11 protein-coding genes are annotated in these 13227 nt (G+C 65.8%); 6 read left to right on the top strand and 5 right to left on the bottom strand.

What is annotated here, in order from left to right:
- Nucleotides 1-39: 39 nt before the first annotated feature.
- A complete protein-coding gene (locus AC50YA_RS09055; RefSeq protein ID WP_494981951.1) occupies nucleotides 40-363 on the bottom strand; it encodes a hypothetical protein in 324 nt (107 codons plus the stop codon).
- Between the two features lie 113 nt (nucleotides 364-476).
- On the opposite strand from AC50YA_RS09055, the gene AC50YA_RS09050 reads away from it, so the two are divergent.
- Nucleotides 477-974: a DinB family protein gene (locus AC50YA_RS09050; RefSeq protein ID WP_494981950.1), complete on the top strand. Its 498-nt coding sequence runs from the start codon at nucleotides 477-479 to the stop codon at nucleotides 972-974.
- Nucleotides 975-1080: 106 nt separating this feature from the next.
- Here the strand turns inward: AC50YA_RS09050 and AC50YA_RS09045 are convergent, their stop codons facing one another.
- On the bottom strand, nucleotides 1081-1548 hold the full coding sequence (locus AC50YA_RS09045; protein WP_494981949.1) for an SRPBCC family protein: 468 nt from the start codon (nucleotides 1546-1548) through the stop codon (nucleotides 1081-1083).
- 144 nt (nucleotides 1549-1692) lie between these two features.
- Here AC50YA_RS09045 and AC50YA_RS09040 point away from each other — a divergent pair, with 144 nt between their 5' ends.
- Nucleotides 1693-2877, top strand: coding sequence for a metallophosphoesterase family protein (locus tag AC50YA_RS09040; RefSeq protein ID WP_494981948.1), 1185 nt, complete (start codon nucleotides 1693-1695; stop codon nucleotides 2875-2877).
- Between the two features lie 164 nt (nucleotides 2878-3041).
- Here AC50YA_RS09040 and AC50YA_RS09035 read toward each other — a convergent pair whose 3' ends face one another.
- Nucleotides 3042-3389: a GNAT family N-acetyltransferase gene (locus AC50YA_RS09035; RefSeq protein WP_494981947.1), complete on the bottom strand. Its 348-nt coding sequence runs from the start codon at nucleotides 3387-3389 to the stop codon at nucleotides 3042-3044.
- 224 nt (nucleotides 3390-3613) lie between these two features.
- On the opposite strand from AC50YA_RS09035, the gene AC50YA_RS09030 reads away from it, so the two are divergent.
- Nucleotides 3614-3943, top strand: a complete 330-nt coding sequence (locus tag AC50YA_RS09030; RefSeq protein ID WP_494981946.1) for a DUF6457 domain-containing protein — start codon at nucleotides 3614-3616, stop codon at nucleotides 3941-3943.
- A gap of 104 nt (nucleotides 3944-4047) precedes the next feature.
- On the opposite strand, the gene AC50YA_RS09025 is transcribed toward AC50YA_RS09030, so the two are convergent.
- A complete protein-coding gene (locus tag AC50YA_RS09025) occupies nucleotides 4048-6351 on the bottom strand; it encodes an FdhF/YdeP family oxidoreductase (protein WP_494981945.1) in 2304 nt (767 codons plus the stop codon).
- Between the two features lie 137 nt (nucleotides 6352-6488).
- On the opposite strand from AC50YA_RS09025, the gene AC50YA_RS09020 reads away from it, so the two are divergent.
- From AC50YA_RS09020 to AC50YA_RS09010, 3 genes are all read left to right on the top strand, one after another.
- Complete coding sequence (locus AC50YA_RS09020) at nucleotides 6489-7685, top strand: TerC family protein (RefSeq protein ID WP_494981944.1); 1197 nt, start codon at nucleotides 6489-6491, stop codon at nucleotides 7683-7685.
- Between the two features lie 152 nt (nucleotides 7686-7837).
- On the top strand, nucleotides 7838-11587 hold the full coding sequence (locus tag AC50YA_RS09015; protein WP_494981943.1) for a TM0106 family RecB-like putative nuclease: 3750 nt from the start codon (nucleotides 7838-7840) through the stop codon (nucleotides 11585-11587).
- A gap of 9 nt (nucleotides 11588-11596) precedes the next feature.
- A complete protein-coding gene (locus AC50YA_RS09010; protein WP_494981942.1) occupies nucleotides 11597-12820 on the top strand; it encodes an MFS transporter in 1224 nt (407 codons plus the stop codon).
- 73 nt (nucleotides 12821-12893) lie between these two features.
- Here the strand turns inward: AC50YA_RS09010 and AC50YA_RS09005 are convergent, their stop codons facing one another.
- Nucleotides 12894-13223 (bottom strand): acylphosphatase, encoded by a 330-nt coding sequence (locus tag AC50YA_RS09005; RefSeq protein ID WP_494981941.1) that lies wholly within the window; start codon nucleotides 13221-13223, stop codon nucleotides 12894-12896.
- Between the last annotated feature and the right edge of the window lie 4 nt (nucleotides 13224-13227).

Below are 13227 nucleotides of genomic sequence, written 5' to 3'. Positions count from 1 at the left end.
CAACTACCCACCGGGCAGTCGAGGGCAAGGGCTCCCTTTCTAGGACCGTGCAGCGCGGATGGCCCGGCCCGCTGCGGCGCCGGCGGCCAGGATCACCGGGACCAGGCACATCAGGGTGACCACGGTGTTGGGACGGAACGCCGCGCGGCCGCCGACGCTCCGGTACACACCCAGCGGCAGCACCATTCCGCCGCCACCCCCGCCGGAGGCACCGTTGCCAGCTTCGCCGCCTCCTCCGAACCCGAAGGACACCAGGGCAACCGGGACGATTTCTTCCCCGTCCACCCGGACGGCCGGGCCATAAGCCTTGGTGACGCCAATGTTTTTGAAGGTGTCCACAAAGGACGAGAAGGAATCAGACATAACCTCACCATAGGCGCGCGGCGTGGCGATCACCATGGGTGAGCGGCCGCCGTCGGGCCTTCCCCAGCGAGCCGCGCATTGCCGCGGGGCCCTGCCCTTGCAATACTTCGGGGATGCCTGCTCCCTCAGCCGCGTTCGCCGAGAACGCCATCCACCAGACCGTCCGCGCCCAGTTCGAGGCCTTCATAGATGACCACCGGAACATGCTCAACGCCTGCCTGGACGGCCTCACCGAGGAGCAGGCGCGCCGCTCGCTGGTGGCGTCCCGCACCACGCTGCTGGGCCTCGTAAAGCACGCGGCCTTTGTCGAGAATGTCTGGTTCGACGAAGCCATCACGTGCCGGTCGCGCACCGAAATCGGCATCCCTGCCACGCCGGACGAGACGTTCATCCTCACGGACCAAGACACCATTGCCAGCGTCCGGCAGGCCCACCGCGAGGCTTGCGAGGCATCGCGCCAGGCGACGTCGTTGTTGGATCTCGACGACCTGCTCCGCGGCAACCGTCGCGGACCGCTCCCCCTGCATTGGGTATACCTGCACGTGCTGCGTGAGCTCGCCCAGCACTGCGGGCACGCAGACATACTTCGTGAACAGATCCTCAACGGCTGACGCCTGAGGCATCGTGCGGCCGTCATCGTGCCGCCCGCCCAGATGGCACTTCGCGCTAGGAATGCGCGCCGCGACCAGCACGAAGTGCCATCTCGCGGCCGCGAAGTCAGGCTTTGTTGGCCGTTGCCGCTGCAGAAAGCGCAGCCAGCCCGCGCTCGAAGTCGCCTCCCACCATCTTGTCCATGTTCACAACCATGGCGAAAATCTTCGCGAGTCCCTTGTTCTCGCCAGTCATCCGCCACGTCACCTGAGTGCCGCCGTCGGCCGGAGTGAACGTAAACGTGGTGGGGTTCACAGCCTTGAACGGTTTGGTGAACTCCAGGCGCACGTTGATGCTCCCGGGAAAGTCGGATTCGACGATCTCCATGTTTCCGCTGCCTGCCTTGCGGTTGCCGCTCCAGGCATACTTGGCCCCCACACCGGCGTCGCTGCCCGAATACGAGCGGTTCAATTCCGGGTCCACGTTCTCCCAGGGCGACCATTTGGTCCACTCCAGGAAGCTGTTGACCAGCGGAAAGACGTCTTCAGCAGGGGCAGGAATGAGGGCGCTGCGAGTGACTTCGTAAGATGACATGCCGCAATCATAGGCGGATTTGACCGGCAATCATTCAGTCCCGCGTGTGGCGTTCACCAAGTGTTCCAGAACCCGAAACCTGGCTTGCCTACTGTCACAGGGTCGACGGCCGGACGCGCGGCCGCACCAGTGAAAGAGGAAACTATGACCACCGGACTCAACCAGCACAACCTCAGCCGGAGGGCCGCGCTGGCTGCCGCCGGAACGCTTGGCGCGCTGGGACTCACAGTGGCCGCAGCGGCCGGAAGCAGCGCGGCCCCGGGGCCAAAGGCACCCAAGCCCACCCTCGCTTTCCGGACCGACGGCCGATTCAAGGTGGTCCAGTTCAACGACACCCAGGACGACGAGCAGACTGACCGCCGCACCATCGAACTGATGGACAAGACCCTGGACGCGGAGAAGCCGGACTTCGTGGTGATCAACGGGGACGTGATCAACGGCGGCTGCGACTCTGAGCTGGAGGTCAAGCAGGCGCTCAACCACGTGGTCCAGCCCATGGAGCGCCGGCAGATCCCGTGGGCCGTCACGTTCGGCAACCACGACGAGGATTCAATGGCGCGGACCGGCATGACCGAAGCCAAAATGCTGCAGTTCCTGCAGACCTACGAATTCAATTTGAACAGCGACTCCACGCCGGGCCTCACCGGTACGTCCAATTCGCTGCTCCTGGTGCAGTCCGCCAAATCCAAGGCACCGGCGTTCGGACTCTGGCTTATCGACACCGGCCGTTACGCCCCGGACGCCATCAACGGACAGGACTTCGAAGGCTACCCCGACTGGGACTGGGTACGCATGGACCAGGTCACCTGGTACCGCAACCTGTCCATCGCCACCGAGCAAAAATACGGCAAGAAGGTCCCCTCCCTCATGTGGGGCCACATCGCGCTCCACGAGCACCGCAACATGTGGTTTTCCAGCCTCGACTCGCGGACAGAAGCGGACCACGCCCGGGCCCTCACGAAGCACAACATCGTCGGCGAACGGAACGAAGACGAGTGCCCCGGTCCCATCAACTCCGGCCTGTTCAGCGCCTTCCTGGAGCGCGGGGACGTCCTGGGCTACTTTGTGGGCCACGACCACGTCAACACGTACGTGGGCAACTACTACGGCGTTCAGCTTGGCTATGCGCCCGGAACCGGATTCGGCGCCTATGGGCTCTCCGGCGCCGAACGGAACCGCCTGCGCGGCGCGCGTGTCTTTGAGCTGGACGAGAACCACCCGGGCATCTACAAGGACACCCGGCTGGTTTCCGCCAAGGAGATGGGCATCGACCTGACGGCCAACGACCAGCCGATCGTTCCCCAGCCGCTGGATCCGCGGCAGCTCTAGTCCGTCCGCTCTAGTCCGCCTGCCTTCGGCGGAGCGTGGCAGGCGGGCTCGTATTCGTAGTCCCGTTGGGCCTCTGCGGCAGCTGACTGTCTCTGCAAACGGTCTCCGAGGACCGCCCGCCTTCGTCCGCGCGTCTTCAGCGGCCTATGGGGCAGGGCCCAGGATCACGCCCGGGCGGCCAGGGCGGTGTCCAGGAACTCCAGGTGCGGCGGCGTAGTAGCCACCGCGGCATCCGCATATTCAGGGTGCTTGCCGAGGTACTTCTTGATGAAGGGGCAGACCGGGACGATGGCTCGGCCCTCGTCAACCGTTTCATCGAGCGCCGCCTTGGCGAGCTTGCCTGCGAGCCCCTGACCACCGTATTCCTCGTTGATCACGGTGTGGTAGAAAATCCGCTGCGGCGAGCCGCCGGCGTCGTACTCCTTGTACACGGCTTTACCAATGACGTTCCCGCCGGTCAGCACCTCGAAGCGCTGACGCTCCGGGTTGTGGCGGATGGTGACATCGTGCACGGGATCTCCTCTGTTCGGCTTCCGGTACAGCCTAACCCCGTCACTCCGCCCTGTTTTCGTCGCGGGCTAACAGGCCAGGTTAGGCGCTGCCACGGAAAAACGGGCTGTCAAGGACGCTGCGGCAGCCCGGTGACGCAGCGGCCCAGGCCTTGTAGTGTCGTGGGCAATGGGCAAGGACTCCCCCTGCCGCCCACGAGCAGCGAACCGGGAACTTAGGAGCGAACATGGCTGTTGACGAGAACGAAGCGCAGGTCCTGGACCAGTGGACCCACCGGCTGGCCCAGGCACTGCAGATCCTGGACCTGGAGGTGGATCAGGAACTCCTCCTTGATCTGGCCAGGAAGTCGGCGGGCTCGGTGATCCATGCGGCCGCACCGGTCACCACGTTCCTGGTGGGTTACGCCGCTGGGCTCGCCGCCGGCAACGGCAGCGCCGGGTCCAAGGCCGGGTCGACGGCGGCGATTACCCAAGCGGCCGACGTCGCCTTCCGGCTGTGCGAGGACGGGCACGACGGCGGCCCGGCGGTTAAGGGCTGGGCGGACACAGGTCAGTAAAGGCCCCGGGTCTTCATAAGCGGTTCTGGCCCGCTTGAGCGGTTCTGGGCCCGCACCGCTCATGCGGGCTACGGCCGCTTATGCAGCCTGGACCACCGGTGGCCCTATCCCGCGGCGGTCAGTTCCAGCCTGACGATCACTGCCTTCGACGCGGGCGTCTGGCTGCCCTCGGCCACACTGTCCAGCGGAACCAGCACGTTGGCCTCAGGGTAGTATGCCGCCGCGCAACCGGCCGCCGTCGGGTAGGAGACCACCCGGAAGTTCCGCAGCACCCGTTCCACGTTGTCCTGGTACACCCCGTGGATGTCCACGTGCTGACCGTCGCTGAGTCCCAGTTCGGCGAGGTCCTCGGGGCTGACAAACACCACTTCGCGGCCCTTCTTGATACCCCGGTAGCGGTCGTTGTTTCCGTAGATGGTGGTGTTGAACTGGTCGTGCGAGCGCATGCTCTGCAGGATCAGCGTTCCGGCCGGCCGCTCCACGTGCTCGAGCTCGTTGACCGTGAGCATGGCCTTGCCAGTCGGGGTGGTGAATGTCCGCGAATCCCGCGGCCCGTTCGGCAGCACAAAGCCGCCGTCCTGCCGGATCTTCCGGTTGTAGTCCTCGCAGCCGCTGACCACGTGCGAGATGTGGTCCCGGATGAGGTCGTAGTTCTTCTCGAACCCCGCCCAGTCCGCCTGCACGGAGTCACCCACCACTTTGTGGGCCAGCCTGCTGACGATGGCCACCTCGGACAGCAGGTCCGGGGCCACCGGCCGCACTGTTCCGTGCGAGGCGTGGACCGCGCAGACTGTGTCCTCCACGGAAACAAACTGCGGACCGGATTCCTGCATGTCAATCTCCGTGCGGCCCATCGTGGGCAGGATCAGCGCCTCGGATCCGGTGATCGTGTGTGAGCGGTTGAGTTTGGTGGAAATCTGGACCGACAGCTCCGTGTTTTCCATCGCCGCGAACGCGGCATGGGTGTCCGAAATGGCTCCCACGAAGTTACCGCCCATGGCCACGAAAACCTTGATCCCGCCGTCGCGCATTTGCCTGATGGTTTCCACCGCGTCGATGCCGTGTTCGCGCGGCGGTTCAAAGTTGAATTCCTTGCCGAGAGCGTCTATAAAGGCCGGCGGCATCTGCTCCCAAATGCCCATGGTGCGGTCGCCCTGAACGTTGCTGTGACCGCGGATGGGCGACGCGCCGGCACCCGGCTTGCCGATGTTGCCCCGGAGCAGCAGGAGGTTGATGATCTCCTTGATGGTGGCCACCCCCTTCTTGTGCTGGGTGATGCCCATGGCCCAGGTGATGATCACTTTCTCCGCCCTGAGGTAGCGGTCGGCCAGTTCGTCGATCTCCCCGGTCTGCAGGCCGGTGGCCGCCAGCACGGCAGCCTCGTCCAGCTGGGCCAGATGCTCGCGGAGCTCCTCCAAACCTTGGCAGTGTTCGGCGAGGAATGCGTGGTCCAGCACGGTCCCCGGATTCGCAGCCTCGGCGTCGAGGATCCGCTTGGAAACTGCCTGGAGCAGGGCCATGTCCCCGCCGATGCGGACCTGCAGGAACTGATCAGCGATCTCCGTGCCGCGGCCAATGATTCCCTTGACCTTCTGCGGGTTCTTGTACCGCATCAGGCCCGCTTCCGGCAGCGGATTCACGGCCACAATGCTGGCTCCGGCCTCCTTGGCTTCCTCCAGGGCGGTCAGCATCCGCGGGTGGTTGGTGCCCGGGTTCTGGCCCATCACGATGATCAGGTCCGCCTTGGCGAAGTCATCGTAGGAGATTGTGGCCTTGCCGATCCCGATGGTCTGGCCCATGCCCCAACCGGAGGATTCGTGGCACATGTTAGAGCAGTCCGGCAGGTTGTTGGTCCCGTAGGCGCGGACAAACAGCTGGTACAGGAACGCGGCCTCGTTGGACGTCCGGCCGCTGGTGTAAAAGGCGGCCTGGTCCGGGCTCGGCAGCCCCTTGAGCTTGTCCGCGACGATGGTGAAGGCCTGCTCCCAGCTGACAGGACGGTAATGGTCCTCCTCGGCGGGCTTGTGCACGGGCTCGGTGAGGCGGCCCTGCATCCCCAGCCAGTACTCGGACCGCTGCCGCAGTTCACTGACAGGGTTCCCAGCCCAGAATTCGGAGCCGATCACCACCGGCGTGGCTTCCCAGGTGACAGCCTTGGCGCCGTTTTCGCAGAACTCAAACGTCTTGCGGTGCCCGGGGTCCGGCCAGGCGCAGCTCATGCAGTCGAAGCCGTCCTTCTGGTTCAGTGCCAGCAGGGTCTTCCCGGTCCTGACCACACCCATGTGCTGTAGGGCCGGCTCCAGGGAGTGATAGACGCCCGGCACACCGGCGGCCCACGTCTTCGGGTGGCCGCTGACCTCAATGTCAGCCTCGTTGGCCTCTTCCACGCGCGGATTCTTGCGTGCCACGTTGCACTCTCCTTGTTTCAAGCCCTCACCGTCAACGCGCCGGTTTTCAGCGCTGCGACGGTCCCAGTCCACCCTTATCGAGGGGGGTCATCCAAGTCAAGCAGGACTAACGGCAAACGCCTAGGTAGGGTGGACAGATGGACGTCCCTCCCTTTGTCTGGACCCTGACCATCGTGGCAATCGTGGGCCTGCTGGCTTTCGATTTCTTCTTCCATGTCCGGAAGGCCCACACCCCCACACTCAAGGAATCGGCCATCTGGTCCTCCATCTATGTGGGGATCGCCCTCCTCTTCGGGCTGGGGGTGCTGTTGTTCGGCGGCACCACCATGGGCACCGAATACTTCGCCGGCTACGTCACGGAGAAGGCCCTGTCCGTGGACAACCTCTTTGTGTTCCTGATCATCATGGCCAGCTTCAAGGTCCCCCGCGCGGACCAGCAGAAGGTACTGCTGTTCGGCATCGTCTTCTCCCTGATCGCCCGGACCGCCTTCATTTTCCTCGGCGCCGCCCTGATCAACAGCTTCGCGTGGGTGTTCTACATCTTCGGCCTGATCCTGCTGATCACCGCAGGGAACCTGCTCAAGCCGGACAATCACGACGACGACTCCGAAGGTTTGGTGGTCAGGCTCGCCAAAAAGTACCTCCCGGCGTCGGCCCATTACGACGGCGACAAACTGTTCACGATGGAGAACGGCAAGCGCGTCCTCACCCCGATGCTCCTGGTGATGGTGGCCATCGGCGGCACCGACATCCTGTTCGCACTGGACTCCATCCCCGCCATCTTCGGCCTGACCCAGAACGTGTTCATCGTCTTCACGGCCACGGCGTTCTCGCTGATGGGCCTGCGCCAGCTCTTCTTCCTGATCGATGGGCTGCTGGACCGGCTGATTTTCCTTGCCTATGGCCTCGCTGCCATCCTCGGCTTCATCGGTGTCAAGCTCATCCTGCATGCCCTGCACGAGAACAACTTGCCGTTCATCAACGACGGCGAGCACGTCAACGTCATCGAAGTGAGCACCGGTGTTTCCCTGACCGTGATCCTGGGCGTCCTGGTGGTCACCGTGCTGGCCTCGATCTTCAGCCCCAAGGGCAAGGCCAAAAACGCGGTGTCCGGCGCCAAACGGCACGCCACCGAATACCTGGACCTCAACTACGAAACGGACATGGCGGAGCGGGACAAGCTGTTTGCCCGGATGGTCCGGGAGGAAGACCTGCTCCGCAGCCTGCCGGAGAAGTACAAACGGCTCATCCGCAACGAAACCGAATTTATGGACCTTCTCCGCAAGGCCCACACCGAGCACGACGAGGCCCAGGTCAGGGCAGCGAACCCTTAAAGCAACGCGGGGTCACTTACGGCCCATCCAGAGGCCCGTGATGGGCCGTAAGTGACCCCGCGTTGTCAGTGGCTGTTGCTAGATTCAAACCAGCGCCAGGGGAACTGTCCTCGGGCCAGGCACGTCACCAGGCACATCAATGGGGAGGCCCCGTGTTTCTGCTCGATCCAGCCAGCGTTGATCCCGGATCTGTTGATCCCCGCCCCGCTGATTCCAGTTCCGGCACGCCGCAGGACCTGGTGTTTTCCGCCAGCGATCTGGTGGCTGCCAGCGAATGTGAGTACCGCACGCTCCGCATCCTGGACGAGAAACTGGGCCGGTCCCCCAAGGCGCAGTTTTCCGACGACGAAATGCAGCGCCGTGCGGGGGCGCTCGGCGACAAGCACGAGGCCAAGGTCCTGGCCGGCCTGATCGCGCAGTACGGCGCCTGGGACGCCGGCCGCGGCACCGGGGTGTACTCGATCGAGCGCGGGGAGAACACGCGCGGCGAGCTGCTGGCCAGGCACGCTGAGACGGAACTCGCGCTCCGTGCCGGGGCCGACGTCGTTTTCCAGGCAACCTTTTTCGACGGCGAGTTCCTGGGCTACGCGGACTTCATCGTCAACGAGGCCGCAGGCACCGGCAACCCCGTCCGCTACGAGGTCTGGGACACCAAGCTGGCTCGGCATGCGAAGGTGGGCGCGCTCCTGCAGCTTGCCGCCTACGGCGACCAGCTCATCGGCATGGGCCTGGAACCGTCGCCCCGGGTCACGCTGGTGCTGGGCGCTGTGGTGGATGGCGATTACGTCCGCAGCCACCACTCCCTGCCGGACCTGCTGCCGGTGTTCCGCGAGCGCCGCGACCGCTTCCGCGCCCTGACCGCTGCCCACCGCGAGGCCGGTTCGGTGCAGTGGCAACAGCCCGGCGTCGCGTTCTGCGGGCGGTGCAACTACTGCGCCGAGCAGGTCCAGTCCCACCGCGACCTCCTGATGGTGGGCGGCATGACCACCCTCCGGCGGAAGAAACTCATCGCCGATGGCATCACCACCATCGACGCGCTGGCCGATCTTCCGCCGGGCAAGGCCACAGGCTCAGTGGCCCGGCTCCGCGACCAGGCCAGGATGCAACTGGGCCGGGACGTCCCGGACGGTTCCCGCACCTTCGCCAAGGACGGCGGGGAGCACACCGTCACGTTCAAGGTGCTGCCGGAGAATGCCTTGGCCGAGATTCCCCGGCCCAGCCCCGGCGACATCTTCTTCGACTTCGAGGGCGATCCCCTCTGGCAGGACCCCGCCACCAGCAAATGGGGGCTGGAGTACCTGTTCGGCGTGATCGAGGCGCCAGCTGCTGACGCGCGCGCAGCGGGCAAGCCCGTGTTGGATGATAAGCCCGTCTTCCGGCCCTTTTGGGCGCATTCGCGCAACGCGGAGCGGCAGGCCTTCCTGGACTTCCTCGCCTACGTGGAAGAGCGCCGCGCCAGGTACCCGGATATGCACGTCTACCACTACGCCGCCTACGAGAAATCGGCGCTCCGGAACCTGTCCGTCACGCACCTCGCCGGCGAGGACATCGTGGACAACTGGCTCCGCGACGGCTTGCTTGTGGACCTCTACGCCACGGCCCGGCATTCGCTGCGGATCTCGGAGCCGTCCTACTCCATCAAGAAGCTTGAGCCCCTGTACATGGGCGACAACCTCCGTTCCGGGGACGTCAAGGACGCGGGAGCGTCCGTGGTGGCGTATGCCGGTTACTGCGCTGCCCGGGACGACGGCGACGCCGCCAGGGCCGCAAACATCCTGGCCTCCATCTCCGATTACAACGAGTACGACTGCCTCTCCACCCTCCGCCTCCGCGACTGGCTGCTGGGCCTTCGAGGGACGGCTGCCTTAAGCGCGGCGACAACCGGAACAGCCGACGACGGCGGGCGGCCGGCGCCGTCGTCGTCCGCTGTTGCGGCCCCGCCACCGCTTCCGGAACCCGAGCCAACTCCGGAGGAGCGCCGCCTGCAGGACTACCTGGCCGGCCTCCCGGACAACCGGCCGTGGACCAACGACGAACGGGCCATCGCCATGGTGGCCGCAGCCACGGGGTACCACCGCCGCGAGCGCAAGCAGTTCTGGTGGGAGCACTTCGACCGCACCGAGTCCGAGATCGACCACTGGTCTGAGCACCGCAACGTGTTTGTGGTGGATACCGCGGAAATACTGACGGACTGGGAGCTCGCAAAGCCCACGGCCCGGATGCGCACCCGCACGCTGAGGCTGACGGGGGTCATGAGCGAAGGTTCGGAGTTCAAGCCCGGGAGCACCTGGTGCCGGCTCTACGATTCGCCGGTGCCTCATGGCCTGGAGGATCCCTTGGGCGCCGCCACGGGCCGCGGGTTCACCTTCGGCACCCTGGTGACTGCGGTGGAGGACCACCCGCGGGTTGCCGGCCAGACCATGATCACCATCGAGGAGCGGGAAACAGGAAAGGTCCCCGCCTATCCGCACATTCCGGTGGCGCTCACCGAGGACCAGCCGATCCGCACGGCCAGCATCGAAGCCGCCCTGGCCGAGCTGGCCCAGAGCGTCGGTGCTTCGGTGCCCGCGCTACCGGAACATCCCGGCGTCGACATCCTGCGCAAGGTGCCGCCGCGCTTCCATTCGGTGCCAGGTCCCGCCACCGTCGGAAAAGACGTCTCCGGCGCGGCGGACTACGTCACGGCGATCACCGCCACGCTGCTGGACCTCGATCATTCGTACCTTGCCGTGCAGGGGCCTCCCGGGACGGGCAAGACCTACGTCGGCTCGCACGTCATTGCCCGGCTGGTGGAGCAGGGCTGGAAGATCGGGGTGGTTGGGCAGTCCCACGCGGTGGTGGAGAACATGCTGTGCACCGCGATCGAAACCGCGGGAGTGGATCCGGCGCGGGTGGCGAAGAAGCTGGCCGCCCCGCACCCGGTGCTGTGGCACCGCACGTCCGACGACGACGTCGCGGCCCTGCTGGGCTCCCCCGGCGGCTGCCTGGTGGGCGGCACCGCCTGGACCATGACGGGCAAGTCCGTCCCCGCGGGATCCTTGGATCTGTTGGTCATTGACGAGGCCGGCCAGTTCTCGCTTGCCAACACCCTGGCCGTGGCCCGTGCCGCCAAGCGCCTCCTGCTCCTCGGTGACCCGCAGCAGCTGCCGCAGGTCACGCAGGGCTCACACCCGGAGCCCGTAGACGAGTCGGCCCTGGGCTGGCTTGCTGCCGGGCACGCCACGCTCCCCGGCGAACTGGGCTATTTCCTGGCGGACAGTTGGCGCATGCACCCGGACCTATGCCGCGCCGTGTCCGTCCTCAGCTACGACGGAAAACTGGAAGCTGCGCCGGCGTCATCCCTCCGCAGCCTCGCGGAACTGCCGGCCGGGGTGGAAACAGTCTTTGTGGACCACAGCGGGAACACCAAGTCCTCCGTTCAAGAAGCCGCCGAAGTGGTCCGTCAGGCCCAGCGGCACATCGGGCTGAAATGGCTTCCCGGCGACGACAAACCGGCCAGGCCACTGAATCCGGAAGACATCCTGGTGGTGGCCGCCTACAACGCCCAGGTCCAGCTGATCCGGCAGGCCCTGCACGACGCCGGCCTGCCGGGTGTCCGGGTGGGCACGGTGGACAAGTTCCAGGGCCAGGAGGCACCGGTTGTCCTGGTGTCCATGGCCTGCTCCGCGGTTGCCGAAGCTCCGCGCGGGGCCGAATTCCTGCTGAACCGGAACCGGATCAACGTGGCCGTGTCACGGGGCCAGTGGCGGGCCGTGATCATCCGCTCCCCCGAGCTCACCAATTACATGCCGGCCAAACCGGCTGTGCTGGAGGAGCTCGGTGCCTTCATCGGCCTCAGCGCTGGTATCCACGGCCCGCGCAACACGCTGAGAAACCGTGTTCTCACCGCTGAATCAAGGTAAGTTCGAGGGGTGACATCCCAGAGCAACAGGCTGCCTGTCGGCGCCCTGATAGTCCTTGCCGCCATCGGCTTCACCGCCATCACCACCGAACTCCTGCCCTCCGGCCTGCTGCCCCAGATCAGCGCCGACTTCCGGATCTCCGAGGCGACGGCCGGGTACCTGACGGCAGGCTATGCGGCCATCATCGTGGTCACCGTGATCCCCTTGTCGCTGCTGCTGTCGCGGGTCCCGCGGCACTACCTGCTGATCGCATTGATCCTGTTCTTCGCGGCCAGCAACGCGCTGGTGGCCATCGTCACCGATTTCGGTGCCGCCATGGGTTCCCGGGTGGTTGGCGGCATCGCCCACGGCCTGCTGTGGTCTGCCATGGCCCCGTTTGTGGCGCGGATTGTCCCCGCCCACAAAGTAGGCAAGGCGCTGGCCATCGTGTTCAGCGGCAACAGCCTGGGCCTGGCCATCGGCGCCCCGGTAGGGACTGCCCTGGGCAACATCGTCGGCTGGCGCGCGGCGTTCCTGGTCCTGGCCGCCTCAGGGGTGCTGCTGGCGCTCCTTGCCGTGTGGCTGCTTCCCCCGGTGCGGCGCATCCCCGATGCTCCGCACCCATCTATTCGCAAGGCGATCGGCCAGCCTGGAGTGAAGGCAGTCGCCGTTGGCTGGCCCCTGATGCTTATGGCGCATTTCGCGTTGTTCACCTACATTGCGCCGTTCCTGCGCGAAGTGCGGCTACCTGACTTCAGCATCCCGCTGTCCATCAGTGTCCTGGGTGTCGCCGGGCTGGTGGGCATCTGGATCGCCGGCATCACCGTGGATTCCCGGCCGCGGCGCTGGCTCCTGATCACGGTCGCCGGTGTTGTGGCGTCCCTGGCCTTGCTTCCGCTGGTGGGCAGCGTCCTGCCGGCCTTGGCGCTGCCGGTCACGCTGGTCCTGATGTTTGTCTGGGGCACAGGCATCGGCGCCATGGGGATTTACAACCAGTCAGCCATCCTCCGGGCCGGCGGCGAGTACAGGGACGCCGCCAACGGACTCACAGTACTGACCATCCAGATAGGAATCATGATCGGTGCGATGTTCGGCGCCGCCGCCCTCACCATCGCGGGGCCGCTCCTGATCCCGGTGGCCGCCGCCATTCCCGCCGTCGTCGCGTTTGTGCTGATCCTGGCCGGACGGCGGCACGCCTACCCGCCGGGGCCGAAGGAACGCCAAGCCACTTTGGCCGAAGCAACGTCCACATAGCCTCCCGCGCGGGGCTGGCGGGGAACTCTCCGCGGGGGCCTCTCACTGGCGGGGAGCCGGTAAGCTGGCCCGCTCAGCGGGCCCGGAAATCCCGGAACGATCCGTCCGCAGCGGAGATTGTCTCCTCCACCCGTTCCACCCTGCCGGGGGCGTTCTCCGACCTCAACCAGTCCAGGAGCTTTTGGACCTGCTGCTCCGGCCCTTCGGCCACGATGGACACCGAGCCGTCGTCGAGGTTCCTCACCACACCCTTGAGCGCCAGTTCGTCGGCCTTGCCCATCGTCCAAAAACGGAATCCGACCCCCTGCACCACGCCAAAGACGCGGGCAGAGAGCCGGATATCGCCGTTATCCCGGCCAGGGTCATCCCGGCCGGAGTCATGCAGGCGCCCGGAAAAACTCATGGCA

The organism is Pseudarthrobacter sp. RHLT3-21, assembly GCF_059383495.1.
This window is presented reverse-complemented; position numbering and strand designations above follow the sequence as displayed.

What these genes read in the sequence shown, in the direction of transcription:
- AC50YA_RS09045 (WP_494981949.1), bottom strand. Translation starts at nt 1,548, where the DNA reads ATGTCATCTTACGAAGTCACTCGCAGCGCCCTCATTCCTGCCCCTGCT.
- AC50YA_RS09020 (WP_494981944.1), top strand. Translation starts at nt 6,489, where the DNA reads ATGGACGTCCCTCCCTTTGTCTGGACCCTGACCATCGTGGCAATCGTG.
- AC50YA_RS09050 (WP_494981950.1), top strand. Translation starts at nt 477, where the DNA reads ATGCCTGCTCCCTCAGCCGCGTTCGCCGAGAACGCCATCCACCAGACC.
- AC50YA_RS09030 (WP_494981946.1), top strand. Translation starts at nt 3,614, where the DNA reads ATGGCTGTTGACGAGAACGAAGCGCAGGTCCTGGACCAGTGGACCCAC.
- AC50YA_RS09040 (WP_494981948.1), top strand. Translation starts at nt 1,693, where the DNA reads ATGACCACCGGACTCAACCAGCACAACCTCAGCCGGAGGGCCGCGCTG.
- AC50YA_RS09005 (WP_494981941.1), bottom strand. Translation starts at nt 13,223, where the DNA reads ATGAGTTTTTCCGGGCGCCTGCATGACTCCGGCCGGGATGACCCTGGC.
- AC50YA_RS09055 (WP_494981951.1), bottom strand. Translation starts at nt 363, where the DNA reads ATGTCTGATTCCTTCTCGTCCTTTGTGGACACCTTCAAAAACATTGGC.